Annotated in this window: 30 protein-coding genes and 2 tRNA genes; 10 read left to right on the top strand and 22 right to left on the bottom strand. The window is 68.8% G+C overall.

Features of this window, described 5'->3' with window-relative positions; genetic code table 11:
- Nucleotides 1-29 precede the first annotated feature (29 nt).
- Genes AC1ECW_RS08575 through AC1ECW_RS08565 form a run of 3 tightly spaced genes read left to right on the top strand, consistent with a single transcriptional unit; the run spans nt 30 to nt 2,731 of the window.
- The gene (locus AC1ECW_RS08575) at nt 30-923 is read left to right on the top strand and encodes a shikimate dehydrogenase (protein ID WP_481201680.1); all 894 of its coding nucleotides are present in this window, start codon (nt 30-32) and stop codon (nt 921-923) included.
- Between the two features lie 12 nt (nt 924-935).
- The gene (locus AC1ECW_RS08570; protein WP_409705155.1) at nt 936-1,838 is read left to right on the top strand and encodes a VOC family protein; all 903 of its coding nucleotides are present in this window, start codon (nt 936-938) and stop codon (nt 1,836-1,838) included.
- 8 nt (nt 1,839-1,846) lie between these two features.
- The gene (locus AC1ECW_RS08565; protein WP_409705152.1) at nt 1,847-2,731 is read left to right on the top strand and encodes a sugar phosphate isomerase/epimerase family protein; all 885 of its coding nucleotides are present in this window, start codon (nt 1,847-1,849) and stop codon (nt 2,729-2,731) included.
- 90 nt (nt 2,732-2,821) lie between these two features.
- Here the strand turns inward: AC1ECW_RS08565 and AC1ECW_RS08560 are convergent.
- The 7 genes from AC1ECW_RS08560 to tolB all read right to left on the bottom strand — a co-directional run bounded on the left by AC1ECW_RS08560 (nt 2,822) and on the right by tolB (nt 7,816).
- Nucleotides 2,822-2,897 (bottom strand) — tRNA-Lys (locus tag AC1ECW_RS08560).
- Nucleotides 2,898-2,937: 40 nt separating this feature from the next.
- Nucleotides 2,938-3,013, bottom strand: a tRNA-Lys gene (locus AC1ECW_RS08555).
- Between the two features lie 38 nt (nt 3,014-3,051).
- The gene (locus AC1ECW_RS08550) at nt 3,052-3,849 is read right to left on the bottom strand and encodes a tRNA threonylcarbamoyladenosine dehydratase (RefSeq protein ID WP_409705149.1); all 798 of its coding nucleotides are present in this window, start codon (nt 3,847-3,849) and stop codon (nt 3,052-3,054) included.
- Nucleotides 3,850-3,852: 3 nt separating this feature from the next.
- Complete coding sequence (locus AC1ECW_RS08545; protein WP_409705146.1) at nt 3,853-4,968, bottom strand: YeeE/YedE family protein; 1,116 nt, start codon at nt 4,966-4,968, stop codon at nt 3,853-3,855.
- Between the two features lie 106 nt (nt 4,969-5,074).
- A complete protein-coding gene (gene ybgF / locus AC1ECW_RS08540) occupies nt 5,075-5,884 on the bottom strand; it encodes a tol-pal system protein YbgF (RefSeq protein WP_409705143.1) in 810 nt (269 codons plus the stop codon).
- Between the two features lie 8 nt (nt 5,885-5,892).
- Nucleotides 5,893-6,429 (bottom strand): peptidoglycan-associated lipoprotein Pal, encoded by a 537-nt coding sequence (gene pal / locus AC1ECW_RS08535; protein WP_409705140.1) that lies wholly within the window; start codon nt 6,427-6,429, stop codon nt 5,893-5,895.
- Nucleotides 6,430-6,541: 112 nt separating this feature from the next.
- Nucleotides 6,542-7,816, bottom strand: coding sequence for a Tol-Pal system beta propeller repeat protein TolB (tolB, locus tag AC1ECW_RS08530; RefSeq protein ID WP_409705137.1), 1,275 nt, complete (start codon nt 7,814-7,816; stop codon nt 6,542-6,544).
- Between the two features lie 262 nt (nt 7,817-8,078).
- Between tolB and AC1ECW_RS08525 the strand changes: the two genes are divergently transcribed.
- Nucleotides 8,079-8,666: a peroxidase-related enzyme gene (locus AC1ECW_RS08525; RefSeq protein ID WP_409705135.1), complete on the top strand. Its 588-nt coding sequence runs from the start codon at nt 8,079-8,081 to the stop codon at nt 8,664-8,666.
- Between the two features lie 6 nt (nt 8,667-8,672).
- Here the strand turns inward: AC1ECW_RS08525 and rng are convergent, their stop codons facing one another.
- Genes rng through AC1ECW_RS08485 form a run of 8 tightly spaced genes read right to left on the bottom strand, consistent with a single transcriptional unit; the run spans nt 8,673 to nt 15,546 of the window.
- Nucleotides 8,673-10,139: a ribonuclease G gene (rng, locus tag AC1ECW_RS08520; RefSeq protein ID WP_409705132.1), complete on the bottom strand. Its 1,467-nt coding sequence runs from the start codon at nt 10,137-10,139 to the stop codon at nt 8,673-8,675.
- 21 nt (nt 10,140-10,160) lie between these two features.
- Nucleotides 10,161-10,766 carry a Maf family protein gene (locus AC1ECW_RS08515; RefSeq protein ID WP_409705129.1) on the bottom strand — a complete coding sequence of 202 codons (606 nt, stop codon included), beginning with the start codon at nt 10,764-10,766 and terminating at the stop codon, nt 10,161-10,163.
- Between the two features lie 14 nt (nt 10,767-10,780).
- Nucleotides 10,781-11,248, bottom strand: coding sequence for a 23S rRNA (pseudouridine(1915)-N(3))-methyltransferase RlmH (rlmH, locus tag AC1ECW_RS08510; protein ID WP_409705126.1), 468 nt, complete (start codon nt 11,246-11,248; stop codon nt 10,781-10,783).
- On the bottom strand, nt 11,245-11,970 hold the full coding sequence (rsfS, locus tag AC1ECW_RS08505; protein ID WP_481201625.1) for a ribosome silencing factor: 726 nt from the start codon (nt 11,968-11,970) through the stop codon (nt 11,245-11,247). Before rsfS ends, rlmH begins: the two co-directional genes overlap by 4 nt.
- 23 nt (nt 11,971-11,993) lie before the next feature.
- A complete protein-coding gene (gene nadD, locus AC1ECW_RS08500; protein ID WP_481201624.1) occupies nt 11,994-12,593 on the bottom strand; it encodes a nicotinate-nucleotide adenylyltransferase in 600 nt (199 codons plus the stop codon).
- Between the two features lie 5 nt (nt 12,594-12,598).
- A complete protein-coding gene (gene hemF, locus AC1ECW_RS08495; protein ID WP_409705117.1) occupies nt 12,599-13,507 on the bottom strand; it encodes an oxygen-dependent coproporphyrinogen oxidase in 909 nt (302 codons plus the stop codon).
- A 5-nt stretch (nt 13,508-13,512) separates the two neighbouring features.
- A complete protein-coding gene (purD, locus tag AC1ECW_RS08490; protein ID WP_481201623.1) occupies nt 13,513-14,796 on the bottom strand; it encodes a phosphoribosylamine--glycine ligase in 1,284 nt (427 codons plus the stop codon).
- Between the two features lie 24 nt (nt 14,797-14,820).
- Nucleotides 14,821-15,546 carry a YebC/PmpR family DNA-binding transcriptional regulator gene (locus AC1ECW_RS08485; protein WP_409705111.1) on the bottom strand — a complete coding sequence of 242 codons (726 nt, stop codon included), beginning with the start codon at nt 15,544-15,546 and terminating at the stop codon, nt 14,821-14,823.
- A 117-nt stretch (nt 15,547-15,663) separates the two neighbouring features.
- Here AC1ECW_RS08485 and AC1ECW_RS08480 point away from each other — a divergent pair, with 117 nt between their 5' ends.
- A complete protein-coding gene (locus AC1ECW_RS08480) occupies nt 15,664-17,172 on the top strand; it encodes a helicase HerA-like domain-containing protein (protein ID WP_481201622.1) in 1,509 nt (502 codons plus the stop codon).
- Between the two features lie 189 nt (nt 17,173-17,361).
- Here the strand turns inward: AC1ECW_RS08480 and AC1ECW_RS08475 are convergent, their stop codons facing one another.
- Nucleotides 17,362-17,739, bottom strand: coding sequence for a hypothetical protein (locus tag AC1ECW_RS08475; protein WP_481201621.1), 378 nt, complete (start codon nt 17,737-17,739; stop codon nt 17,362-17,364).
- A 174-nt stretch (nt 17,740-17,913) separates the two neighbouring features.
- A complete protein-coding gene (locus tag AC1ECW_RS08470; RefSeq protein WP_409705102.1) occupies nt 17,914-18,048 on the bottom strand; it encodes a hypothetical protein in 135 nt (44 codons plus the stop codon).
- 148 nt (nt 18,049-18,196) lie between these two features.
- Between AC1ECW_RS08470 and AC1ECW_RS08465 the strand changes: the two genes are divergently transcribed.
- Nucleotides 18,197-20,254, top strand: coding sequence for a glutamine--tRNA ligase (locus tag AC1ECW_RS08465; RefSeq protein ID WP_481201620.1), 2,058 nt, complete (start codon nt 18,197-18,199; stop codon nt 20,252-20,254).
- Between the two features lie 6 nt (nt 20,255-20,260).
- Here the strand turns inward: AC1ECW_RS08465 and AC1ECW_RS08460 are convergent, their stop codons facing one another.
- The gene (locus AC1ECW_RS08460; protein ID WP_481201619.1) at nt 20,261-20,581 is read right to left on the bottom strand and encodes a hypothetical protein; all 321 of its coding nucleotides are present in this window, start codon (nt 20,579-20,581) and stop codon (nt 20,261-20,263) included.
- 85 nt (nt 20,582-20,666) lie between these two features.
- The gene (locus tag AC1ECW_RS08455; RefSeq protein WP_409709488.1) at nt 20,667-20,885 is read right to left on the bottom strand and encodes a hypothetical protein; all 219 of its coding nucleotides are present in this window, start codon (nt 20,883-20,885) and stop codon (nt 20,667-20,669) included.
- Between the two features lie 166 nt (nt 20,886-21,051).
- Here AC1ECW_RS08455 and AC1ECW_RS08450 point away from each other — a divergent pair, with 166 nt between their 5' ends.
- Nucleotides 21,052-21,513, top strand: a complete 462-nt coding sequence (locus AC1ECW_RS08450; RefSeq protein ID WP_409709485.1) for a CopD family protein — start codon at nt 21,052-21,054, stop codon at nt 21,511-21,513.
- A 32-nt stretch (nt 21,514-21,545) separates the two neighbouring features.
- On the opposite strand, the gene minE is transcribed toward AC1ECW_RS08450, so the two are convergent.
- The 3 genes from minE to minC are packed head-to-tail and all read right to left on the bottom strand — an operon-like array spanning nt 21,546 to nt 23,414.
- Nucleotides 21,546-21,806 carry a cell division topological specificity factor MinE gene (gene minE, locus AC1ECW_RS08445; protein WP_409709482.1) on the bottom strand — a complete coding sequence of 87 codons (261 nt, stop codon included), beginning with the start codon at nt 21,804-21,806 and terminating at the stop codon, nt 21,546-21,548.
- 3 nt (nt 21,807-21,809) lie between these two features.
- Nucleotides 21,810-22,625, bottom strand: coding sequence for a septum site-determining protein MinD (gene minD / locus AC1ECW_RS08440; RefSeq protein WP_409709479.1), 816 nt, complete (start codon nt 22,623-22,625; stop codon nt 21,810-21,812).
- 45 nt (nt 22,626-22,670) lie between these two features.
- Complete coding sequence (gene minC / locus AC1ECW_RS08435) at nt 22,671-23,414, bottom strand: septum site-determining protein MinC (RefSeq protein WP_409709498.1); 744 nt, start codon at nt 23,412-23,414, stop codon at nt 22,671-22,673.
- 408 nt (nt 23,415-23,822) lie between these two features.
- Between minC and AC1ECW_RS08430 the strand changes: the two genes are divergently transcribed.
- The 3 genes from AC1ECW_RS08430 to AC1ECW_RS08420 all read left to right on the top strand — a co-directional run bounded on the left by AC1ECW_RS08430 (nt 23,823) and on the right by AC1ECW_RS08420 (nt 26,130).
- On the top strand, nt 23,823-24,749 hold the full coding sequence (locus AC1ECW_RS08430; RefSeq protein WP_481201679.1) for a Tim44 domain-containing protein: 927 nt from the start codon (nt 23,823-23,825) through the stop codon (nt 24,747-24,749).
- 130 nt (nt 24,750-24,879) lie between these two features.
- Complete coding sequence (locus tag AC1ECW_RS08425; protein WP_409710654.1) at nt 24,880-25,353, top strand: protein-tyrosine phosphatase family protein; 474 nt, start codon at nt 24,880-24,882, stop codon at nt 25,351-25,353.
- Between the two features lie 21 nt (nt 25,354-25,374).
- Complete coding sequence (locus tag AC1ECW_RS08420) at nt 25,375-26,130, top strand: SDR family NAD(P)-dependent oxidoreductase (protein ID WP_409710651.1); 756 nt, start codon at nt 25,375-25,377, stop codon at nt 26,128-26,130.
- Nucleotides 26,131-26,170 lie beyond the last annotated feature (40 nt).

The following is a 26,170-nucleotide window of genomic DNA, read 5'->3' as shown; positions in this document are numbered from 1 at the left end:
GGATCGTCGTGACCGCGGTCCACACCCTCGTGGAGGCTCCCGTGCGCACGGCCGGTGCCGGCGATCGCAAGGTGCTCGTCGGCCTCATCGGCGCGGGCATCCAGCGTTCGCTGACACCGGCCATGCACGAGGAGGAAGCCCGCCACCATGGCCTTCGGCTGCACTACCAGCTCATCGACCTGGACCGCACGGGCTCGGGTGTCGAGGCCCTGCCCGGGCTCATCCAGGCGGTGCGCACCATGGGCTTTGCGGGCCTGAACATCACCTACCCGTGCAAGCAGGCCGTGATCCCGCTGCTGGACGAGCTGTCGGACGAGGCCCGTGCGATGGGAGCCGTGAACACCGTCGTGTGCCGCAACGGCCGGTTGGTGGGCCACAACACCGATGGCACCGGCTGGGCCTGGGGCTTTCGCCGCGCGCTGCCGGCCGCAGACCTGTCCGAGGTGGTGGTGCTGGGCACCGGTGGGGCAGGCGCCGCCATCGCTCACACGGTCTTGCGCCTGGGCGCGACGCGGCTGGTGCTGGTGGACCGTGAGCCCGCGCGCGCCCAGGCGCTGGCCGACGCACTCAACGCCCTTCACGGCGCCGGCCGCACCCGCGCCGACTCCGACATCGCACACGCCTTGCAGCGGGCCAGCGGTCTCGTGCATGCCACCCCCACCGGCATGGACAAGCTGCCCGGCCTGCCGCTGCCGGTCGAACTCCTGCGGCCCACGCTGTGGGTGGCCGAGGTCGTCTACTTCCCGCTCGAGACGGAGTTGCTCAAAGCGGCCCGACGCATCGGCTGCCCCACCGTGGACGGCGGGGGGATGGCCATCGGCCAGGCCGTGGGCGCCTTCGAGCTCTTCACCGGCCTGACGCCCGACGCGCAGCGCATGGAAGCGCACTTCCGGCATCTCGTGGCGCAACGTTGCGGTGACTGAAAGGAGATCGGCATGATGGCATCGGCCAGTTCGAACCCTCGCAACCGCGAAGCCATCGACGAGCCGCCCAACCCGCTGGGGCTGGACGGCATCGAGTTCATCGAATTCGCCACGCGCCGGCCTCAGGCCCTGGGGCAGGTGCTCGAGACCATGGGCTTCCGGCCCATCGCGCGGCACCGCTCGCGCGAGGTGCTGCTGTATCGCCAGGGCTCGATGAACATCGTCATCAATGCCCACGCCGAAGGGTTGCCCGAGGCCGTGCAACCGGGCGATGCCCCCGAGATCGCGGCCATCGCGCTGCGCGTGCGCGATGCCGGCGCAGCCTGGCGCCGTGCGATCGAGCGCGGCGGCTGGCCCGTGCCCGCGCAGCCCCAGCCCATGGAGCTGCACATCCCGGCCTTGCATGGCGTGGGCCACAGTCGGCTGTATTTCGTCGATCGCTACCGCGAGTTCTCGATCTACGACGTCGACTTCGTGCCGATCCCCACGGTGGACCGCCATCCGCCCGCCGTGGCCGGCCTGCACTGGTTCGGTGTGGTGCAGTACGTCGGCCTGGACCGGCTGGACGACTGGACCGAGTTCTATGGCGAGCTCTTTGGCTTTACCGCACTGCCCGACGAGACCCGCTTCGGCATCCTCCCCCGCGGGCGTGTGCTGGCCAGCCCCTGTGGACAGTTCTACCTGCAGCTCATCGAGCCCGAGCTGGATGCGGTGGAGGCCGATCCGGACGAGACCCTGCACCGTGTGGCCTTCGGCACCCCCGACGTGCGCCAAGCCGTGCGCGAACTCACGCGCCGCGGCATGGCCTTCGTCGAATCCAGCGGCGTGCACACCGAGGACCGTGGCGCCCTGACGCAGACGCTGCTGGGCAGCGTGGCCTTCGAACTCGTGCACCACCCGCTCCCCGCCCCATGAGGCCCACCATGCACATCGACGACTTCGGGATGGACACCATCACCCTGGCCGGCGACCTGCGCGCCAAGTTGCGTGCCGTGCGCGAAGCCGGCTTCGGTCAGATCATGCTGTCGGCACGCGATCTGGTCGGCCATCCCGAGGGCTGGCGCGCGGCCGTGCAGGAGGTTCGGGCCAGTGGGTTGCGCGTGACGGGCTTTCAGGTCTTGCGCGACTTCGAGGGCTTGTCGGGTCACCTGCACGACTACAAGGTCGACATTGCCAAAGGCATGCTCGAGATGTGCCACGCGCTGGGCGCGAAGGTACTGCTGGCGTGCTCATCCACCTCACAGCACGCCAGCGCCGACCCCGACGATCTGGCGCGCGACCTGCGTAAGCTGGCCACGCTGGCCGTGCCGCTGGGCATCAAGGTGGCCTACGAAGGCCTGTCCTGGGGGCGCCACATCAACGAGTACACCACGGCCTGGGATGTGGTGTGCCGGGCCGACCGTGCCAACCTGGGGCTGGCCATCGACTCCTACCACCTCCTGGCGGCGAAGACTGCGCTCGACGCACTCGACGAGATCGATGCGCGCAAGATCTTCCTGGTGCAGCTTTCCGACTTCTTGTGGAACGAGGTGCGCAGTTTCGAAGAGCGCATGACCACCGCGCGGCACTTCCGGGTGTTCCCCGGAGAAGGCGTGCACACCGACGCACTGGCCGAGATCGTCGTGCGCCTGGACCGCCTGGGCTATCGAGGCGACTACAGCTTCGAGGTCTTCAACGACGACTACCAGCAACTGCCCCTGCCCATCGTGGCACAGCGCGCACGCCGCTCGGCCGTCTGGCTCGCCGAGGACGTGCTGCGCCGCTCCACGCCCGTGCCCAATCGGCTGCGCCTGCGCGGCGCGGTCTGACCCGTGCGAGTCTGAAGCAAAGGGCCCACACCATTGGGGCCCGCAAAGGCAAAGGGCCGGCAGATGAACGATCTGCCGGCCCTGATATCTTGGTGGGCCCTGTAGGATTCGAACCTACGACCTACGGATTAAGAGTCCGCTGCTCTACCAACTGAGCTAAGAGCCCGAGCACCCCACCGGACCTCAACAAAGTCATCAAAGCCAAGTGGTGGGTCGTGCAGGATTCGAACCTGCGACCAACGGATTAAAAGTCCGCTGCTCTACCGACTGAGCTAACGACCCGGAAAGCCTTTGATTATAGACATGAATCGGTAGGTGTATCAAGTCGCGTCGGTGGCCAGCCGGTCGAGCACGGCCCCCGCCGCCACGAGTCCGAAGGTGGCCGTGACCGACACCACGGAACCGTAGCCATGGCAGTTCAGGCTGCCATCGGTGGCGCAGGCCGCATCGGGCCGCGCGACGGGCTCGCGCGAGTACACGCAGGCCACCCCGATGCGCCCCTGGCGCGGCACCCGGCCTTCCTTGCGCAGCCGCTGGCGCAGGGAGGCAAGCAAGGGATCATGGGTGACCTCGGCGAGATCGGCCAGATCGACCCGGTGCGCATGGCGCTTGCCCCCCGCCGCCCCCACGCAGACATGCGCGAGCTTGCGCTGTGCCAGCGCCCATTGCGCCAGGGCCTGCTTGGCACGCACCTGGTCACAGCAGTCGATCAGGGCATCGATGGCGCGCCCATCCAGCAGCGCAGGCCAGTTGCCCGGCTCGACGAACGCCTCGACCGCATGCACCTGGCACGCCGGGTGGATGCCGGCGATGCGCTCGCGCAGGGCCAACACCTTGGCCTGACCCAAGGTGGCATCGATGGCCTGGATCTGGCGGTTGATATTCGACTCGGCCACATGGTCGAGGTCGACGAGCACCAGTTCGCCCACACCGCTGCGGGCCAGGGCCTCGGCCGCCCAGGAGCCCACACCGCCCACGCCCACCACCGCCACCCTCGCGGCACGGATGCGTCGATAGCCCGCCTGGCCGTACAAACGGCTCAGGCCGCCGAAGCGGCGCTCGAGATCGGGGCCGAGACTGTCGGTAGACCCGTCCACCCAGGATGCGACCTGCCCCATGCCTCAGGCCCTGCGCTCCAGGCGCCACGTCTGGTACTTGAAGGCCAGCACTGCACCGCCCAGGATCCCGGCCAGCGCGAGGAAGCTGCCCAGCGAGAGCGTCGAGATCCCCGACAAGCCCTGGCCGATCGTGCACCCCATCGCCGTGACGCCGCCCACGCCCATCAGCCCCGCGCCCACCAGGTGATTGGCCGTGTCCTCGGCATCGCGGAAGCCCTCCCAGCGGAAGGTGCCGCTGGCCAGCGCCTGAACGGCCGAACCGGCCACCACGCCGGCACAGGTGACGATGCCCAGCGTGAGCGTCTTGCTGGTGTCGCTGAAATAGATCAGCCAGTCCAGCACGTAGGCATAGGGGGCGACGAAACTGAGCGACTCCATGCGCCGCGAGTTGGTGGCCAGGAAGGCGGCCTCCAGGGTGTCCGGATGTTCGGCCACGAAACCCAGCCGTCCGGACACCCACCACACCCCGACGATGACCGCGCCGATGCCCAGCCCGGCCAGCAGGGTGTTGCCGCTGCGGCCCTCGGGCCGCGCCCAGGCCCAGGCCAGACAGGCCCCGCCCACGAGCAGGCCGAGACTCCAGGCCGACGCCGGCAGGCCCCATCCGGTGAGGCTGCTCACCAGGCTGGGCAGATCCTGGCCGGCGGGCAGTTCGAGATGCACCGCATCGACGGTGTTCACCCGCAGCACGCCGGTGATGCCGCGCAAGGTCGCGAAGGCCGCCAGCCCGAGCACGAAGAAGACCACCAGCGATTTGAGGTTGCCCGCGCCGATGCGCACCAGCGTCTTGCTGCCGCAGCCCGAGGCCAGCACCATGCCGAAGCCAAAGAGCAGCCCACCGACCAGGGCTGACAGCCAGATCAGGCGTGGCCCGGCATAAAGCGTGTCGGCCGCCGACACCCAACCCAGGCCGACCATGGCATTGAATCCGATGATGGCCACCCCCATGGCCATGACCCACATGCGCATGCGCGTCCAGTCGCCCATCGTGACGATGTCCGACACCGCCCCCATGGTGCAAAAATGGGTGCGTTGTGCGATGGCACCGAAGATCGCCGCAAGTGCGAAGGCGGCCCACAGCACCTGGCTTGTGAGGAAGGACAGGTCGATGTCTTGCATGGGCCGGATTGTAGGCACGCCCCCGGCGCAAGCCGGGGGTCCACTACGGGAACGCCCCCGGGCGCAAGCCCGAGGCTGAAGGCCCCCGGGGCCCAGGCCGGCTGCGCTACTTGAGGGCGGCCAGGCGCTCGCGGGCCTCGCGTGCCGCCTCGGACTGCGGGTGGTTCTTGATCAGGTCTTCCAGCGTGCGGCGGGCGCCAGGACGGTCCTTGAGTTCGATCTGGCACATCGCGATCGACAGCCAGGCCTCGGGGGCCCGAGGGTGCTCCGGGGCCGTGGTGACGAGCTGACGGAAAGCGGCCAGGGCCTCTTTGTAGTCGCGCCGACCGTAATGGGCGTTGCCCAGCCAATAGAGCACCGACTCGGTGTAGCCGCTGCCCGGGTAGCGGCGCTGGAAGGACGTGAAGGCCGCCGCTGCGTTGTTGAAGTCCCCTTTTCGGAAGATGTCCAGCGCCGCCTCGTAGTCGCGCCGCTCGTCCGGCCGGACGAGGATCTCCTTGCCATCGACCACCGTGCGCTGCGGCTCGACCTGGCGGATGCGCTCGTCGATGCCTTGCGCGAGGTCGGTCTGGCGCCGCTGCAGTTCGGCGATCTCGCGCGCGAGTTCCTCGTTGCGGCCGCGCAGGCGGGCGATCTCCCCGCGCATCAGCTCGAGTTGGGTGTTCAGCTCCAGCAGACTGCGGCGCAACTGGTCGAACTGCTCGGCCGAACGCGCCTGCTCAGCCCGCTGGGCCTCAGCAGCCTGGTCAAAGCGCTGGCGCAGATCGAGGATGGCCCGACGCGCCTCATCGTCACCGAACAGGGCCTGCGCCCCGGTGGGAACGAACAGGGCCGTGGCCACGACCATGGTGGCCCCCAGGGGCGCCAGGCGCGGCCACCGCGCCGCCCGAAGGCATCGGCTCAGGGAGTTCGACATCAGGGTTCTCAGCGCAGGATCAGTTCGGCCCGGCGGTTCTTCGCCCAGGCTTCCTCGTTGGAGCCGGCCACGGCGGGGCGCTCCTTGCCATAGCTCACGGCCTCGAGCTGCGATTCACGCACGCCCAGCAGTTCGAGCGCGCGGCGCACGGCCTCGGCGCGCTTCTGACCCAGGGCCAGGTTGTACTCGCTGCCGCCGCGCTCGTCAGTGTGGCCCTCGATCATCAGACGGCGGTTCGGATCGGCGGTGAGCAGGCGGGCATAGGCGGCCACGGTGGGACGGAACTCCTCCTTGAGCACGTAGCTGTCGAAGTCGAAGTAGATCACGCGGGCCAGTTGGCTGGCCGCGTCGAGCTGGCTGCCCGAGCCGCCGGGGGCCGTGACCGTCGAGACCTGGGACTGGGCCTGACCGGTGCCGCCGGCCACCGGGGTGGCCGTGCGCGATTCCACCGGCGTTTCATCGAGCTTGACATTGGAGCCGCAGGCGGCCAGAACGACCGACAGCAGCACGGTGCCGCTGAACTTGGCCAGGGAACGCAGATTCATGGACTTTTCTCCTTGGAATGACATCAGAAGCACAAAAGCACCCCGCAGGTGCCGGTGTCGTCAACGCAGCACCGGCTCGCCAGGCTGACACGGAAGCGTGATGGGAACGGGGTCATCGTCCGTAGGGCCCCCAGGCGGGCTCGCGCACGTCCCCCCGGTTGGACAGCAAGGTGGCCTTGATGCGGCCGTCCAGCGTGGTGGTCATCAGCACGTTGCGGCCGTTCTGGCGCGTGGCATAGACGATGAGCCGGCTGTTGGGCGCAAAACTCGGGCTCTCGTCGTGCGCCGTGGTGGTCAGGGCGGTCACGGTGCCCGAGGCCAGCTCCATCAGTTGCAGCCGGAAGGCATTGCCGTCGCGGGTGATGTAGGCCATCCAGCGGCCATCCGGGCTGATCGCGGGGCTGATGTTGTAGCTGCCGCCGAAGGTCACGCGCTCGGCTGCGCCGCCCGAGGCCGCCATGCGGTAGATCTGCGGACTGCCTCCACGGTCGCTGACGAAATAGATCTGGCGCCCGTCGGGCGTGTAGACCGGCTCGGTGTCGATCCCGGCACTGGTGGTGAGCCGGCGCAGATTGTTACCACCGCGCTGGACGGTGTAGATCTGGGACAGGCCATCGCGCGTGAGCACGACGGCGACCTGTTGGCCGTCGGGCGACCAGGCCGGTGCGCTGTTCGACCCCTTGAAGCTGGCAATGGCGCGCCGCTGGCCTGAGGCCACCTCCTGGGTGTAGACCACGGGCTTGCGCGTCTCGAAGGAGACGTAGGCGAGCTCGCGGCCGTCGGGCGACCAGACCGGGGAGATGATGGGTTCGGCACTGGACAGCGCCACCTGGGCGCCCTCGCCGTCGGAATCGGCTACCCACAGCGTGTAACGCTGTGCGGCCTGGGTCACGTAGGCGATGCGGGTGGCGAAGACGCCGCGCTCGCCAGTGAGCTTCTCGTAGACATAGTCGGCAATGCGGTGGGCCGCCAGGCGCAGGTCGGCATCGGCCACGGCATGGGCCTCGCCGCCGAGGTCCTGTCCTCGCACGGCGTCCCAGAGCTTGAAGCGCACGTCGACGCGGCCGTCGGCCAGCCGGGTGATGCTGCCGGCCACGAGGGCATCGGCCCCACGGGTGCGCCATGCGGTCATCACCGGCATCGCGCGCTCATTGAGCACCGCCCCGTCGGTGGGCACCATGCGGAACTGGCCGGAACGCTCCAGGTCGGCCCGCACGATGGCCGAGACCTGCTGCGTGCGTCCGGCCTCGCCGTCGAAGGCCACGACCGCAATGGGGAACTGGGTGGCGCCCACGCCTGAAATGTCGACCCGGAACTGCGCCATGGCCGGCCAGGCCGCCACGGCGGCCGGCACGGCCATGAAGGAACGTCGGGACCACATCGTCATCGAACTCCTTGGACTTCTGCTGTTTCGGCGCACACCCGGCCGTCGACCACGCAGGCCGCCGGCGGCCGCGCACCCTCCTGGCGTGTGAACCTGTCTGTGCCGACAGGTTCCATCGGCGCCAACCTGTTATTGTCGCCTGTGCGGGCGCTGCCGCGCGCGTGCAGATGCAACAGTTCCCAACGAAGGCCCCGGGCAGACCCGGGGGAGACTGCGTCCGGGCGCTCCCGATAATGGCGCTGTGTCCCCGCATCCCTGCCCCATCATGGCCCTTGCCCCGATCAGCCGCTACCCCGTGCCCGAACTCGTCGACGTGCCCGAGGACCTGCGCCAACGCTTTCTGGAAGTCCAGGACAAGGCCGGGTTCGTGCCCAACGTCTTCCTGGCGCTGGCGCACCGTCCCGACGAATGCCGAGCCTTCCTCGCCTACCACGACGCGCTGATGCTGCGCGAGTCGGGGCTCTCCAAGGGCGAGAAAGAGATAATCGTGGTGGCCACGAGCGGCGCGAACCGCTGTCTGTACTGCGTAGTCGCTCACGGTGCCATCCTGCGTGTGTACGAGAAGCAGCCCCTGCTGGCCGACCAGGTCGCGGTGAACCACCGCAAGGCCGACCTGAGCCCGCGCCAGCAGGCCATGCTGGACTTTGCCCTCAAGGTCTGCCTGCGTTCGCACGAGGTGGTCGAGGCCGACTTCGCGGCGCTGCACGCCCATGGCTTCTCGGACGAGGACATCTGGGACATCGGCGCGATCACCGCGCTGTTCGGTCTGTCCAACCGCATGGCCAACCTGATCAGCCTGAGGCCCAATGATGAGTTCTACCTGATGGGGCGGGTGCCTCGAAGCAAGGGGTGAGGCCACTCACAGCAGCACGATGTCGTACTGCTCGGGCGACAGCGTGGGCTCGGTGCGCAGCGAGATGGGCTTGCCGATGAAGTCGCTCAGGCCGGCCAAGTGCTGGCTTTCCTCGTCCAGCAGCATTTCGACCACGGCTGCACTGGCCACCACGCGGAACTCCTTGGGATTGAACTGGCGCGCCTCGCGCAGGATCTCGCGCAAGATGTCGTAGCACACGCTGCGCGGCGTCTTGACCGAGCCCTTGCCCTGGCAGGTGGGACAGGGCTCGCACAGCATGTGGGCCAGCGATTCGCGGGTGCGCTTGCGCGTCATCTCGACCAGGCCCAGTTGCGTGAACCCGCTCACCGTCATCTTGACACGGTCTCGCGCGAGCTGGCGCCGCAGTTCGGCGAGCACCGCCTCCTGGTGCTCCTCGCGCACCATGTCGATGAAGTCGATGATGATGATGCCGCCCAGATTGCGCAGGCGCAGTTGCCGCGCAATGGCCTGGGCCGCCTCGAGGTTGGTCTTGAAGATGGTGTCGTCGAAATTGCGCGCGCCGACATAGCCGCCGGTGTTGACATCGATGGTCGTCAAAGCCTCGGTCTGGTCGATGATGAGGTAGCCACCGGACTTGAGATCCACGCGCCGCGCCAGTGCGCGCTCGATCTCCTGGTCGATGTTGTAGAGGTCGAAGATGGGCCGTTCGCCCGGATAGTGCTCGAGCTTGTGCACCGCCCCGGGCGTGAACTCGCGGCCGAAGGCCTGCAAGGCCTCGAACTGCATGCGCGAATCGATGCGGATGGACTGGGTGTCCTCGCCGGCGAGATCGCGCAACACCCGCTGCGCGAGGTTGAGGTCCTCGTAGAGCAAGGTCCCGGGCGGGCTCTTGAACGAGCGCTCGCGCACGCCGCTCCAGGTCTTGCGCAGATAGGCGATGTCGGCCGCCAGCTCCTCGTCGGTGGCGTCTTCCGCGTTGGTGCGCAGGATGAATCCCCCACCGCCGCCGTCCTGGGGTTGACCAACCAGCCGGGCCATGCGCGCGCGCAACTGCTCGCGCAGCTCCGGCGAGCCGATCTTCTGCGAGATGCCGATGTGGTCGTCGTGGGGCAGGTACACCAGCAGCCGGCCAGCGATGCTGATCTGCGCCGACAGGCGTGCGCCCTTGGTGCCGATCGGGTCCTTGATCACCTGCACCGTGAGGCTCTGGCCTTCGTAAACCAGCTTCTCGATCGGTGTGGAAGCTTGACCGTCGCCGTTGCCGTTGCGATGGACCAGGTCGCCCACGTGCAAGAAGGCGGCGCGCTCCAGACCGATGTCGATGAAGGCCGACTGCATGCCCGGCAGCACGCGGGCGACCTTGCCGGTGTAGATGTTGCCCACCAGGCCGCGCTCGAGCGTGCGTTCGATGTGCAGCTCCTGCACAGCCCCGTTCTCGACGATGGCCACACGGGTTTCCTGAGGGGACCAGTTGATCAGGATGTCTTGCATGCAGCGCTCGAGCCGTTCACGTCAGAAACGCACGCCGAAGCGCTGCAGCAGCAGGCCGGTCTCGTGCAGGGGCAGCCCCATGATACTGGAGTAGCTGCCGACGATGCGGTCGATCCACAAGGCTGCGCGGCTCTGGATGGCGTAGGCCCCGGCCTTGCCCACGGGTTCGCCGCTGGCCACGTAGTGGTCGATCTGATCGGGCGCCAGGGGCATGAAGCGCACACGCGAGACATTGAGCAGCAGTTCGCGCCGGTGTCCCAGCCCCACGGCCACGGCCGTCAGCACCCGGTGCTCGTGTCCGGACAGGGCCATCAGCATCTCACGCGCCTGCGCGGCGTCGGCCGGCTTGCCCAGGATGCGCCGCCCCAGGGCCACCGTGGTGTCGGCGCACAGCACCGGCGCGGCAGGCAAGGCGCGGCGCGCCAGGCGCGCGAGTGCGGCCTCGAGCTTGGCACGGGTGACACGCTGCACGTAGTCGAGCGCAGACTCCCCCGCACGCACGGCTTCGAGGGCCTCGGCGTCCTCGTCCGCGTCGGGCAGCAGGAGTTCGTGGGGCACGCCGATCTGGTCGAGCAACTGGCGGCGGCGGGGGCTCTGAGAAGCCAGGTAGATGAAGTCGGCTTTCATGCGGGGATCGATGCTCATTCCCGATGGTACGGGTGACCCACCATCAGCGACCAGGCGCGGTAGAGCTGTTCGGCCAGCAGCACGCGCACCATGGCATGCGGCAAGGTCAGATCGGACAGCCGGATGCGCTCGTCGGCGGCGTCGCGCAGGGCCGGGTCCAGCCCGTCGGGCCCGCCGATCAGCAGGGCCACATCGCGGCCGTCGTGCATCCAGGCCTTCAGGCGTGCGCACAGTTGCTGGGTGGTGAGCCGGTCGCCGCGCTCGTCGAGCGCCACGGTGCGCGCGCCCCTGGGGCAGGCCGCCTCGATGCGCGATCGCTCGGCGGCCAGCAGGGTCTGGACCGTCCTGGAGCCGCGGGGTTCGGTCTTGACGGCCTTGAGCTCCAGACGCAGCTCGGGCGGGAAGCGCCGGGCGTAGTCCTCATACGCCGTCTCGGCCCAGCCCGGCATGCGCTGGCCGACCGCGACGACGACGAGCTTCATGCCTTCCTGCGCGGGGCCACCTTCTTCGCGGGCGCCTTGGCGGCCGCGGTCTTCGTGACGACCTTCTTGGCCGCCGTCCGGGGGGCGGCCGGCTGGCCCGGGCTGGAGCGGGCCGGCGTGCTGCGTGAGACGGTGCCGCTGGTGCGTGTCGTCCTGCCGGCCGCCTTCTTGGCCGCCGGGGCCTTCGCCACGGTCTTGGCCGCCGTCTTCTCGGCGACCTTCTTGGCGGGCACTTTCTTCGCAGCGGGCGCCTTCTTCGCAGCGGGCGCCTTCTTCGCAGCGGGCGCCTTCTTCGCTGCGGGGGCCTTCTTCGCGGCAGCCGCCTTCCCGGCCGGCGCCGGCCCCTCGGGTTCGCTGGCCTTGGGCAGGGCCTTGGTCCCGCCAAGCTTGAGCCTCACGGGCTTGTCACCCCAGATCTCCTCGAGGTTGTAGTACTGGCGGATGGCCGGCTGCATGATGTGGGCCACGGCCGCCCCGCAGTCGACGATGATCCACTCGCCATTGTCTTCACCCTCGGTGCGCATCACGGGGAAACCCTGCTTCTTGACCTCCTCGCGCACACTGGCGGCCAGGGCCTTGGTCTGGCGGTTGGAGGTGCCCGAGGCCACGATCACCCGCTCGAAGAGCGGCGAGAGATGTTCGGTGTTGAAGACCACGATGTCCTGGGCCTTGACGTCTTCCAGGCCATCGACGATGGCGCGTTGCAGTTTGCGGATGTCCATTGAGGAGGTGGCGGTTCGGCGTGTCAGTCGGTGAGATAGAGGCGATGGCAAGCAATATAGCGTGCCACCGCGGGGGGGACCAGGGCGTCCACATCCTGGCCTGCCGCCAGGCGTTGCCGCACCAGGGTCGAGGAGACGGGCCAGGCCGGCAGGGGCAGGACCTCGAGGCGGTGGGGCACCGCTCGCAGCGCCCCGGTGGGCACCGGCACGCGGGCATCACGTGCCGCCACGGCCAGCGTGACGCACTGCACCAGGTCCTGCCAGCCATGCCAGGTGGGCAGGCCGGCGTACTGGTCCTCCCCCAGCAGGAGGAACCACTCTTGCACCCCGGGCCAGCGCGCGCGCAGCTCGTGCACGGTCTCCAGGGTGTAGCTCGGACCCGGACGGCGGATCTCGCAGTCGTCCACCAAGAAGCGCGGTTCGTCGGCCACTGCCGCGCGCACCATGGCCAAGCGGTGATCGGCCGGTGCGAGCCGGCGGGCCTTTTGCCAGGGATGGCCCACGGGGATCCACACCACCCGGTCCAGCGCCAGGTGGGCGAGCGCCAGGCGGGCCAGCGCCACGTGCCCATTGTGCACGGGATCGAAACTGCCGCCGAAGAGCCCCACGCGCCGGGCGTCCATGGTGTTCAGGCCCAGTCGCGCGGCACGAGGAAATCGCTGTACAGGCGCGCCTCGGGCGTGCCCGGTTCGGGTGCCCAGCGATAGCGCCATTGCGCCAGCGGCGGCATCGACATCAAGATGGACTCGGTGCGCCCGCCCGACTGCAGGCCGAAGTGGGTGCCCCGGTCCCAGACCAGGTTGAACTCGACATAGCGCCCGCGGCGGTAGGCCTGGAAGTCACGCTCCCGCTGGCCGTAGGGCAGGCCCCGGCGTCGCTCGACGATGGGCAGGTAGGCGCCCAGAAAGGCGTCGCCCACGGCCCGCGTGATCGCAAAGCCGGCGTCGAAACCGCCTTCGTTGAAGTCGTCGTAGAAGATGCCGCCGATGCCGCGCGGCTCGTTGCGGTGTTTCAGAAAGAAGTAGTCGTCGCACCAGCGCTTGAAGCGCGGGTACTTGTCGTCGCCGAAGGGGGCCAGGGCCTCGCGGCAGGTGCGGTGGAAATGCACCGCGTCCTCCTCGAAGCCGTAGTAGGGCGTCAGATCCATGCCACCACCGAACCAGGTGACGGGCTCGGCTCCTTCGGGCAGGGCCGCGAGCATGCGCACGTTCATGTGCACGGTCGGCACATAGGGGTTGTGCGGGTGCAGCACCAGGGACACGCCCAGGGCCTCGAACGCAGCACCGGTGAGCTCGGGGCGGTGCTGCGTCGCCGAAGGGGGCAAGTGCGGGCCGCGCACGTGTGAGAAGTTGCAGCCTCCACGCTCGAAGAGACCGCCCTCCTCCACCAGGCGTGTCAGGCCATCACCCTGCAGACGCTCGCCGGGAGGGCGCGTCCAGGCGTCGCGCACGAAGGCCTGGCCGTCGGCCGCCTCCAGAGCCGTGACGATGCGGTCCTGCAATGCCAGCAGGTATCGGCGTACGGCCGCGATGTCCATCCCGCTCACCGCCTGATGGCCCGAAAGCCGATGTCGCTGCGATATTGCATCCCGTCGAAGCGGATGCCCCGCAAGGCCTCATAGGCCCGCTGCTGGGCCGCCTTGACGGAATCGCCCAGCGCCGTGACGCACAGCACCCGGCCACCGGAGGTCCGCACCCGGCCGTCGGCATCCACCGTGGTGCCAGCATGGAAGACCATGGCGTCGGGAGCCTCGGGCGGCAGCCCCTCGACGGCATCGCCTTTGCGCGGGTTCAGCGGATAGCCGTGGGCAGCCATCACCACGCCCAGGGCGACACGCCGGTCCCAATCGAGTTCGACCTTGTCGAGCGTGCCGTCGGTGGCCGCCAGCAGCACCTCCAGCAGGTCGCTGCGCAGGCGCATCATGATGGGCTGGGTCTCCGGGTCGCCCATGCGGCAGTTGAACTCCAGCGTCCTGGCGCGCCCCTCGGCATCGATCATCAGGCCCGCGTACAAAAACCCGGTGAAGGGGATGCCGTCCCTGGCCATGCCGGCGATGGTGGGCCCGATGATCTCTTGCATCACGCGGGCATGCACATTGGGCGTGACCACCGGGGCGGGCGAGTACGCGCCCATACCGCCGGTGTTGGGGCCGGCATCGGCATCGAGCAGGCGCTTGTGGTCCTGGCTGGTGGCCAGGGGCAGCACGTTCCTGCCGTCGCACAGCACGATGAAGCTGGCTTCCTCGCCTTGCAGGAACTCCTCGATCACGACACGGGCTCCGCCGGCGTTGTGCTGCACGCCGAGCCTGTTGTCGAGCAGCATCCAATCCACCGCCTCATGGGCCTCGGCCAGGGTCATGGCCACGACCACCCCCTTGCCGGCAGCCAGCCCATCGGCCTTGATCACGATGGGCGCGCCCAGGCGGTCCACATAGGCATGGGCTGCCGCCGGGTCGCTGAAGGTCTCGTACGCCGCCGTGGGGATGCCGTGGCGCTTCATGAAATCCTTGGCGAAGGCCTTGGAGCTTTCGAGCTGGGCGGCCGCCTGCGTGGGGCCGAAGATGCGCAGGCCGCGCGCGCGGAAGGCATCGACCACCCCGGCCGCCAAGGGGGCCTCGGGGCCGACCACCGTCAGGGCGATCTTCTCGGACTGGGCAAAGTCGGCCAGCGCGGCGATGTCGGTGACCGGCACGTTGCGCAAGCGCTTGTCCAGCGCCGTGCCGCCATTGCCCGGGGCCACATAGACGGTCTGCACGCGCGCCGACTGGGCCAGCTTCCAGGCCAGGGCATGCTCGCGGCCGCCGGCGCCGATGACGAGAACTTTCATTCGGGTTGTCCGTGTGGTCCGGGATCAGTCGTTGATCTCGGCGTTGTGGTAAACCTCCTGGACGTCGTCGAGATCCTCGAGCACGTCCAGCAGCTTGCGCATGCGCGCGGCGTCTTCGCCTTGCAGGGCGACGGTGTTCTCGGCCCGCATCGTGACCTCGGCGACCTCAGCCTGCAGCCCGGCGGCCTGCAGAGCCTGCTGGACGGCCTCGAAGTCGGCCGGTGCGCACAGCACCTCGATGCTGCCGTCGTCATCGGTGAGCACGTCCTCGGCGCCGGCTTCCAGGGCCACTTCCATCACCTTGTCCTCGCTGGTGCCGGGGGCGAACACGAACTGGCCGCAATGCTTGAACTGGAAGGCCACCGACCCTTCGGTGCCCAGGTTGCCGCCATGCTTGCTGAAGGCGTGCCGTACCTCGGCCACCGTGCGCACGCGGTTGTCGGTCATGCAATCGACGATGACCGCCGCACCGCCGATGCCATAGCCCTCGTAGCGGATCTCCTCGTATTGCACGCCCTCGAGGTTGCCGGTGGCCTTGTCGATGTTGCGCTTGATCGTGTCGGCAGGCATGTTCGCCGCCTTGGCCTTCTCGACGGCCAGGCGCAGCCGCGGGTTGGCGCTCAGGTCACCGCCGCCCTGGCGGGCGGCCACCATGATCTCGCGGATCACGCGGGTCCAGACCTTGCCGCGTTTTTCGTCCTGGCGGCTTTTGCGGTGTTGGATGTTGGCCCATTTGGAATGTCCGGCCATGATCGGAATGCTCCTGGAAGGCGGCGCGGGCGGGAAAGACCGCCGGCACGGTGCCTGCAATGTGGATTTGTTGGATAGACTGCGATTTTACTTGTGCCACCCTCCCCCCTTACTGCCATGGCCGACCCTCTCCTGATCGCCCAGCGCGGTGACATCCGATGCCACCTGCTGCCCGCCCTGGCCAACCGCCATGGCCTGATCACCGGGGCCACCGGCACCGGCAAGACCATCACCCTGCAAACCCTGGCCGAGAATTTCTCGAAGATCGGTGTGCCGGTCTTCATGGCCGACGTCAAGGGCGACCTCACCGGCATCTCGCAGCGTGGCAGCCTGCCCGAGAAGGTGGCGAAGATCCTGGCCGACCGGGGCCTGAGCGCGCCCGAGCCCTGGATGTGCCCCACCACGCTGTGGGACGTGTTCGGTGAACAGGGCCACCCGGTGCGTGCCACCGTCAGCGACATGGGCCCGTTGCTGCTGGGGCGCATGCTCGAGCTGAACGAAACGCAGCAGGGTGTGCTCACGCTGGTGTTCAAGATCGCCGACGACAACCAGTTGCTGCTGCTGGATCTGAAGGACCTGCGGTCGATGCTGCAGTTCGTGGGCGATAACGCGAGGCAGTTCACCACCGAATACGGCAACATCAGCGCCGCCAGCGTGGGCGCCATCCAGCGCGGTCTGCTGCGCATCGAGGAACAGGGCGGCGACCGCTTCTTCGGCGAGCCCATGCTCGACATCGGCGACTTCATGCAGACCGAGGGCGGCCAGGGCGTCGTCAACATCCTGGCCGCCGACCGGCTGATGAATGCCCCGCGGCTGTACGCCACCTTCCTGCTGTGGATGCTGTCGGAACTCTTCGACACCCTGCCCGAGGTGGGCGATCTGGACAAGCCCAAGCTGGTGTTCTTCTTCGACGAGGCCCACCTGCTCTTCAAGGATGCGCCCAAGGCCCTGATCGAGCGCATCGAGCTGGTGGTGCGCCTGGTGCGCTCCAAGGGGGTGGGGGTGTATTTCGTGACGCAGAACCCGCTGGACGTGCCCGACACCGTGCTGGCCCAGCTCGGCAACCGGGTGCAGCATGCGCTGCGCGCCTTCACCCCCCGCGACCAGAAGGCCGTGAAGGCCGCCGCCAGCACGATGCGCGCCAACCCCGCGCTCGACCTCGAGACCGCCATCACCGAACTGGCCGTGGGCGAGGCCCTGGTCAGCTTCCTCGACGAGAAGGGACGCCCGAGCATGACCGAGCGCGTCTTCGTGCTGCCGCCGGGCAGCCAGATCGGGCCCATCACGCCCGAGCAGCGGCGCACCCTCATCCAGCGTTCGCTGGTGGCCGGGGTGTACGAGAAGGTCCAAGACCGCGAGTCGGCCTACGAGCACCTCAAGGCCCGTGCCCAGGCGGGGGCTGAGCGGGCCCAGTCCGAGGCGGCCCCGGCGTCGTCCAGCGCCGGAGGCGGCGTGCTCGGCAGCCTGAGCGACGTGCTGTTCGGCTCCACCGGCCCGCGCGGCGGCCGGCGTGAGGGCGTCGTGGATGCCCTGGCCAAGTCGGCCGCCCGCTCCATCGGCAGCAGCGTGGGCCGCGAGATCATCCGCGGCGTGCTGGGCGGGCTGCTGGGCGGCCGCCGCCGTTGAGCCGATGCCCTGGCTGCGTCGCCTTCTCGGCGTCGTGCTGAGCCTGGGGCTGGCCTTGCTGCTGGTCGGCCAGGCCGGTTTTCTTCAAGGCAAGGCCGCCGGACCTGGGCGTGCATGACCGCCGCCTGAAACCTTCCTCGCCGACGCCCACCGCTTCAAGGCGATGTGACGGACCAGCCGCGGCTGGAATCAATCGTTGTGGCGATGGCGACCGTAGTGCGCCCGCTCCCACTCTCGATGGTGGCGCCGCCAGTGCTTGTGCTCCTTCCAATGGGCGTGCGGGTGGGGATAGACCACCACCGGGGCGGGATGCACGACCACCGGAGCCGGGCGGTAGACCACCGCGGGCGCCGGGTAGACCACGGTGGGGGCGTGGTAGACCACCGGCGGATAGACCACCGCCGGCGGCGGGACGTGGTAGATCGGGCGGGCGTTGGACACGGTGGTCGTCACGCCGGGCGAGCTGATGCCGATGGACCAGTAAACCTTGTCGGCATGGGCCGGGGCGGCGGCGCCCAGGGCGGTCGCCGCAAGGGCCAGGCTGGCAAAGACGGTGCGTCGGTTCATAGCGTTACTCCTTCGGCCCTTCTTCCGGGTGGGCCTTCGCCAAATTAACGCACCGTCCGGCGCTTTGGTGGTCCGAATTCGCTTTTTTTTACCTTGCAAGCAATTGCAAACAATAGAGCCCGGCCGGGCGCACGGGCATCGGCCCAGCCACAGGCCCGAACCGAGAGCACGCACTCACCACGGGACCTGAAGGCCGATCAGCACGAGTCCCAGGGCGGCCACCAGCACCAGGCCCACCACCCCGGCCCACAGGGCCATCACCTCGCCCCGGGTGTCAGTGAGTTGCTTGTCGAAGTCCTGCTCTTCCATGGCGCACCTCTGTCGTGTGTCCACCCAGAGACTCTAAGCCGCAGCCGCCGGCTGCGCCTCGACCAAAAGGGGGATCCACCCCCCCTCTGATGGGGGAAGCCGCTCGATAGAATGACTGTTCAGTCACACCGAGTCACACACCTGCCCCATGTCGGCCCCTGCCCCGAAAGACGAGACCAAAGTCAGCAACTTCCTGCGCCAGGTGATCGAGCGCGACCTGCTCCAGGGCCGCTACCACGGCCGCCGCTGGGCCGGTGGCCCCGGTGACGGCGCCCACCAGGAGCGCGGCGGGGTCGACCCGGCGCGGGTGCGCATGCGCTTCCCGCCCGAGCCCAACGGCTACCTGCACGTGGGCCACGCCAAGAGCATTTGGCTGAACTTCAGCCTGGCGCAGGAGTATGGCGGCGTGTGCCACATGCGCTTCGACGACACCAATCCCGAGAAGGAGGAGCAGGAGTACGTCGACGCCATCGTCGATGCGGTGCGCTGGCTCGGCTGGAGCTGGGACGCCCACGGCACCAGCCACCTCTACTACGCCAGCAACTACTTCGACTTCATGTACCGCGCGGCCGTGCACCTGATCGAGACAGGCCACGCCTACGTGGACGAACAGACGCCCGAGCAGATGCGCGCCAACCGCGGCACGCTCACCGAGCCGGGCATCGACAGCCCCTACCGCAACCGCCCGCCCCAGGAAAGCCTCGAGCGCTTCCGGGAGATGCGCGCCGGCCGGTTTCCCGACGGGGCGATGGTGCTGCGCGCCAAGATCGACATGGCCTCGCCCAACATCAACCTGCGCGACCCGGCCATCTACCGCATCAAGCACGCCACGCACCACAACACCGGCAACGCTTGGTGCATCTATCCCATGTACACCTTCGCGCACCCCATCGAGGATGCGCTGGAGAACATCACCCACAGCATCTGCACGCTGGAATTCGAGGACCAGCGCCCCTTCTACGACTGGCTGCTCGAACGCATCGTGCCTGTGCTGCGCGCCCCGCAGTTCGAGCGCGCCAAGCAACTGATCGAGCGCATCGAGCAGCAGGGACTGGAGGCGGGCAAGGAATTCGCGCTGCACTGCCACAACCACGCGCACAAGCTCGGCCTGAACACCGAGCCGGAGCAGCGCATGCGCGAGCTGTTCACCCGCTGGGAGCATGACCGGCAGGCCGTGCTGCGCGACCTGCCCGAGTTCTTCGCGCTGCTGAAGACCCAGGCCCACCAATTCACCCCGCTGCTGGCCTCGGCCCTGGAAGAGCACCAGATCGAGCCCTTCAACCTGCCCCATCAGTACGAGTTCGCGCGGCTGAACCTCACCTACGTGGTCACCAGCAAGCGCAAACTGAAGCAACTGGTGGACGAAGGCATCGTCAGCGGCTGGGACGACCCGCGCATGCCCACCATCGCCGGATTGCGCCGCCGTGGCTACACGCCCGAGGCCATCCGCCTGTTCTGCGAGCGCACCGGCGTCAGCAAGGCCGGCGGCTGGATCGACTACGGCAACCTCGAGATCGCCTTGCGCGACGACCTGGAAGGCAAGGCCCCGCGCGCGATGGCGGTGCTCGATCCCGTCAAGCTCAAGCTGAGCAACTGGGCGGACGTGTTCGGCAGCAGCAGCCACCGCGAACCCTGCGCCGCGCCGGCCCACCCGCAGCGGCCGGAACTCGGCCAGCGCCACTTCAGCCTCGGCCCCGAGCTCTGGATCGAGCGCGAGGACTTCACGGACCAACCGCCCAAGGGCTTCTTCCGTCTTTTCCCCGGCAACAAGGTGCGGCTCAAGTACGGCTACGTGATCGAATGCACCGGCTGCGAAAAAGACGACGCAGGCCGCGTGACCGCCGTGCTCGCGACGGTGCTGCCCGACACCAAGAGTGGCACCCCGGGAGCCGACGCGGTGAAGGTCAAGGGCACCATCACCTGGGTGGGCGTGCACGACGCCGTGCAGGCCGAGGTGCGCCTGTACGACCGCCTCTTCACCGACCCCCAGCCCGATGCCGGCGGCAAGGACTTCAAGGCCGCGCTGAACCCTGCCAGCCTGAAGGTCGTGACGGCCTACGTGGAACCGTCGCTGGCCCAAGCGCAGGCCGAGGAGCGGTTCCAGTTCGAGCGGCATGGCTACTTCGGCACGGACCGCAAGGATCACGCTGCCGGCCGGCCGGTGTTCAACCGGATCGCCGGTCTGAAGGACGGCTGGGGGAAGTGAGGCCCTTCACGCCCGGGCCGCCCGGCGCAGCGCCTCGCGGGCCTGCAGTTCGGTACCCAGGGAACGCTCCAGCGGCTGCAGGCACAGGCCGGCGTGTTCGTAGCGCAGGTTCTCGTAGACCTCGCCCGCGGCCGGATAGGCGCTCAGCACGGCCCTGAGGGCGTCATCGGCCGGTGCGGTGCGCAGCAGGTCCTGCAAGCGCCGCACCACGTCGCGGTACTGCCGGGCATCCACGGGCTCGCGGCTGGTGTCCAGCCGCTGCAGCAGTCGCGCCATCATCACGAGGCCCAGCAGGCGGGCCGGCACCTGGATGGTCGTGTCGTTCATGGCTGAATTGCAAACGCTGTCCCGCCCAGCAACTGGGGGCGGTGGCTGGCGTTTTCAAGACGGGCCAGCGGCGAGCCGGGAGTCTTCAGCCGTCGCGGGGCACGACCGAGGGGACCGCGTACTCCCGGCCCACGACGGCGCGGGCGTAGAGGTAGTTTTCGCGTGCGCGCTCGCTCAAGGCATCGAGGTCCACGCGGCCCTGCGCATCACAGGGAAAGCACAGCCCACGCCCGGGCTGGAAGAGCGACTGGAATCTCAACTCATAGCAGGCCAGCGGGGCCTGACGGTCTAGTACGGCATCCATGGTGAACTCCCCGATGCGATGGTCCGATGAGATCAATCTAGTCGCCGCCGCGGGGGACTTCACTGCCCGCACCCCCATGCGCGGGGTCAGTGTCCGTCCATGCGCGGTGTCGGAAAATCGCCGACATCCAATGACAATGTCCGTGACACGGTTCACGACCCTGCCCATGGTCCTGTCTGCGCTCGTGTTGACCCTGCACCTGCTGGCCGCCAGCTTCTGGGTGGGCGGCATGGCCTGCATGCACTTCGCGGTGCGTCCGTCGGCAGTGACCACACTGCAACCTGCGCAGCGCCTGCCCTTCATGACGGCAGCGCTCGGCCGCTTCTTCGCCGGGGTGCTGTGGGCCATCGTCGTGGTGCTGCTCACCGGCCTGGCCCTGGTCCTCGGGCGCGGCGGCTTCGCCGCGGCCCATTGGAGCGTGCATGCGATGTTCGGCCTGGGCCTGGTGATGATGGCCGTGTTCGCGGTCATCCGGTGGGCGGCCTATCCCCGCCTGCAGCGCTCGGTGGCGCAAGGCAACTGGAAAGCCGCCGCGCCGGTGCTGGATGGCATCCGCCGCCTGGTGGCCTTCAACCTGACGCTGGGCGTGGGCGTCTACTTCATGGCCCTGGTGGGGCGGACCCTGTGAATCTGTACCCGGCCGCTGTGCCGCCCAGCGGCTCAGCGAGCGCCCTCGGGCAGCTCGATCTTGACTTCGAGCACCTCCAGGTTGTCCTGCCGCTCCAGATGCACCTTGATGTCCTCGGGGTTGACGGCCACGTACTTCGAGATGACGGCCATCAGCTCGCGCTGCAACTCGGGCAGGTAGTCCGGGCTGCGGCTGCGGCCGCCGCGCTCGTGTGCCAGGATGAGCTGCAGCCGTTCCTTGGCCGTGCTGGCCGAACTGGGCTTCTTGTCGAGGAAGAAGGAGAGGAAGCCCATGGGTCATTTCCCTCCGAACAGACGCTTGAAGAAGCTCGGCTTGGCCGCTTCGACGAAGCGCATGGGCCTGTCCTCGCCCAGGAAGCGGGCCACCACGTCCTTGTAGGCCTCGGAGACGTCGCTGCCTTGCATGTGGATGGCCGGCACCCCCTGGTTGGAGGCATTGAGCACGGTCTCGGACTCGGGGATCACGCCGATCAGCGGGATGCGCAGGATCTCGTGGATGTCCTCCAGCGAAAGCATCTGTCCTCCCTCGACGCGATGGGGGTTGTAGCGGGTGATGAGCAGGTGCTCCTTCACCGGCTCGCGCTTGTCGATCGCCCGCTGGGTCTTGGAGTTGAGCATGCCCAGGATGCGGTCGGAATCACGCACCGAGGACACCTCGGGATTGGTCACCACCAGGGCCTCGTCGGCAAAATGCATGGCCATCAGCGCACCGGTCTCGATGCCCGCCGGCGAGTCGCAGACAATGTACTCGAAGCCCATCTCCTCCAGCTCGGCCAGCACACGCTGGACGCCCTCCTTCGTCAGCGCTTCCTTGTCGCGCGTCTGCGAAGCCGCCAGCACGAAAAGGTTCTCACAGTGCTTGTCCTTGATGAGCGCCTGATGGAGATTGGCTTCCTGGTGGATGACGTTGATGAGGTCGTAGACCACGCGACGCTCGCAACCCATGATGAGGTCGAGGTTGCGCAGCCCCACGTCGAAGTCGATGACGGCGGTCTTGTGGCCCCGCAGCGCGAGGCCCGAGGCGAAGCTGGCGCTGGTGGTGGTCTTGCCCACGCCACCCTTGCCGGAGGTCACCACGATGATTTTGGCCATGGAAGGCAGTCCTTGTGTCTGAGAACGGGTCGTCGTTGAAAGGGGTCACACAGGCTGAAAGACGAGACGGTCGCCTTCCAGCCGGATCTGGGCCGGCCTGCCCAGCACCTCGGCGGGCAGCGGCGTCTCGGTGGTGCGGTAGGTGCCGGCGATCGCCACCAGCTCGGGCTCCAGGCAGGTGCTGAAGATGCGGGCCCGGGTGTTGCCGCGTGCCCCGGCAATGGCCTTGCCGCGCAGCGGGGCGTAGACATGCACGTGCCCGTCGGCAATCACCTCGGCACCGAAATTCACCGCCGCCAGCACGATGAGGTCCCCCCCTTTGGCATAGACCTGCTGGCCCGAGCGCAGCGGCCTGTCGATCACCATCGTGGGCACCTCCACCGGCACTTCGATGGGCACCTCCACGCGCACCTCGCGCACGACCTCCCGGACCACCGTGCGCGGCTCGCGCACCCCCGAGGATTCCGGTGCCTCGACGAGCCCCAGCGCACGCGCCGCCTCGCGGTCGGCAGGGGTGCCGCCGCGCACGGCCACCGGCTGCATCCGATGGGCCCGCAGCAATGCCACCAGTGCGGCAAGATCCAGCGGCGGCACATCGCCCGCGACCGGGCCGAGGTCGACCAGCACCGGCTCGCCGTCGAAGGCCCCGGGGGTGGCACCGAGCTGCGCCTCCAGCGCCCCCTTCAGGACGCCCAGGTCGCGGGTGCGCAGGGACACAGCCTCCAGCGTCAGCGAAGCGCTGCGCAGTTCGAACGGGGCGGACGCGGGAGTGCCGGTGGTTGCGGCCATCGGATCGGTCGTGCGGACGGTCATGCCAAGGAGGATGCAAAGGGCGCCCAGTTTACCGGCTCGACGCGACGATGCCGCCGCCCGGATACATCCGGTCGCGCCCTACACGACGCGCTCACACGATCACACGGATGGACCGCGCTCCGGCGCCCCGGGGCCCCGGCCGTGGCCGGCACGGGCCCGGCCGGGGCCGCCGCTGGCATTGGTGCTGCCGTACGAGCCAGGCGGCCACGGCCGCCTATGGGCCTGTCCAGGGCGGGCCTGTCAAGCCTCGGGGAAATATCCTGGCGGCTCTGGGGGCTTCGTGAACCTTCGGCGCGGCTTTTGGTCGAATCGCCGTTGCATGAGGGGGCGGCTGCCGCCCCCTCGTCCCAAACGACGACACGGAAGGAGAGCGGATTGAAAGCAGTGCTGGTTGCCATCTCGATGGTCCTGGCGGGCGTGAGTCTGGGCGTGGCCCCGATCGACGCCGAGGCGCGTCGCCTCGGCGGCGGTGGATCGGTGGGCATGCAACGGCAGGCGCCGCCTCCCCGCCCGGCCGACGCCACCCCGGCACGTCCGGCGCAACAACCCGGCAACACCGCGACCAACCCCGCGCAGACCAGCGGCGGGGCTGCCGCCGCAGGGCAGCGCTCGTGGATGGGGCCGATCGCCGGACTGGCCGCCGGCCTGGGCCTGGCGGCCCTGGCCAGCCACCTCGGTTTTGGCGAGGGCCTGGCCAACTTCATGATGCTGGCGTTGCTGGCCCTGGTGGCTTTCGTGGCGATCCGCTGGATCCTGCGCCGCATGGCGCCTCAGCCCGCCCAGGGGGGCCTGCAGTATGCGGGCGCCCCGGCCTCGGGGGGCACGATGCCCTCCTGGGGGGGCACGGCGGCCGCACCGGCCGGTTCCGGATCGGCAGGTGACGCCCCGAACACCCGGTCGGTCGCCGCTGCCGCAGCGCTGCCGGCCGATTTCGACGCCGCAAGTTTCGAGCGCATCGCCAAGATGCTCTTCATCCGCATGCAGGCGGCCCATGATGCCGGCGAACTCGAAGATCTGCGCAAGTTCACGACGCCCGAGCTCTTTGCCGCGGTGCGCCTGGACCTGCACGACCGCCAAGGCGCGGCGCAGCAGACCGATGTGCTGCAGCTCAATGCCCAGGTGGTCGACGTGGCCCGCGAGGACGGGCAGCAAATCGTCAGCGTGCGCTTCCACGGCCTGATCCGGGAAGCGGCCGATGCCGCCGCCGAACCGTTCGACGAGCTGTGGCATTTCGTCAAGCCGCTCGATGGCACTCGCGAGTGGGAGATCGCGGGGATCACGCAGAACGCAGCCCCGTCGGCCCTGCACTGAGCGACACCGAGCCTGCCCAGGCGGCCCCTTCGGGCCGCCTTTTGCTTTCCTCCCGCGAACCGGCCCGTCCGGGGCACAATGGACATGGGTCCTATCTCCCCCCGTCCCGAACCTGGCCTGTCGAATCACCATGTTCCGTCCCCTGGCCCTGCCCGCGGGCGTTGCCGGTGCGCTGTGGCTGCACGCCATGCCCGGCCGCTTCGAGCCCTGGAGCGACTTCCTGGCCGAAGCCGCACGTTGCCGCCTGGACCGCATCCTTTGCCTGACCAGCCTCGAGGAGGTGGCGGCGCTGTCCCCATCCTATGCCCAGGCCATTGGACAAGGCACCCTGCCGTGCCGGTGGGAACAACTGGTGATACGCAACTTCGGCCTGCCGCTGGATGAAGCCGGGTTCCGCGAACGGGTGCAGGCGGTGGCCGCCGCGCTGGCCCATGGTGAATCGGTGCTGATGCATTGCGCTGCAGGCATCGGACGCACCGGCACGGTGGCCGCCTGCGTGCTCAAGCAGCTCGGCTGGCCGGCGCAGACCGCGCTGCAGCAGGTGATCGCCGCCGGCTCGAACCCTCAGAACGCTCAGCAATCGGGGCTGGTCCACTGGTTCTGAGCCCCCCCGCCCGACGAAACCATGCACCATCTCTATATCATCACCGGCGCCTCGCGGGGCCTGGGCCTGGCCCTGGCACGCCAACTGCTCTCGCCCGCGCATCGCCTGCTGTGCCTGTCGCGCCAGGTCAACGACACCCTGGCCGAACAGGCCCGCGCCGCCGGGGCCTCCTGTGAGCAATGGCGCCAGGACCTGGCCGAGGCGCCTGCTGCGGCGCAGCGCCTGGCCACCTGGTTGAGCGGCCACGACCCGCGGGCCGTGGCCAGCGCGACGCTCATCAACAATGCCGGCGTGATCTCGCGCGTGGGCCCGCTGGAGGACAGCGAACCGAACGACCTGGCCCACGCGCTGCGCGTGGGCCTGGAGGCGCCGCTGCTGCTGACCGGTGCCTTCCTGCAAGCCACGAGGGACTGGACGGCCCCCCGCAAGGTGCTCAACGTCTCCTCGGGCCTGGGTCGGCGCGCCATGGCCGGCAGCGCCGCCTACTGCGCGGCCAAGGCCGGGATGGACCACTTCAGCCGCTGCGTCGCACTGGAGCAGGCCCGTCTTCCCCACGGGGCACGCATCGTCTCGCTCGCCCCCGGGGTCATCGACACGGACATGCAGGTGCAGCTTCGCCAGAGCGACCCGGCCAGCTTCCCCGACCGTGAGCGCTTCGTGCAGCTGCAGGCCCAGGGGCTGCTCAGCTCGCCCGAGGAGGCCGCCCGTCGCCTGCTCGAGCACCTGGCCCGGCCGGACTTCGGCGCGCAGCCGGTGGCCGACGTGCGCGAGGTCTGATCCCCCTCATGGGGGGTGCGATGTCCCACCCCTGGGGGAG

Source organism: Caldimonas hydrothermalis (genome assembly GCF_056746695.1).
The sequence above is the reverse complement of the archived record's forward strand: the minus strand, read 5'-3'. Positions and strand labels throughout refer to the sequence as shown.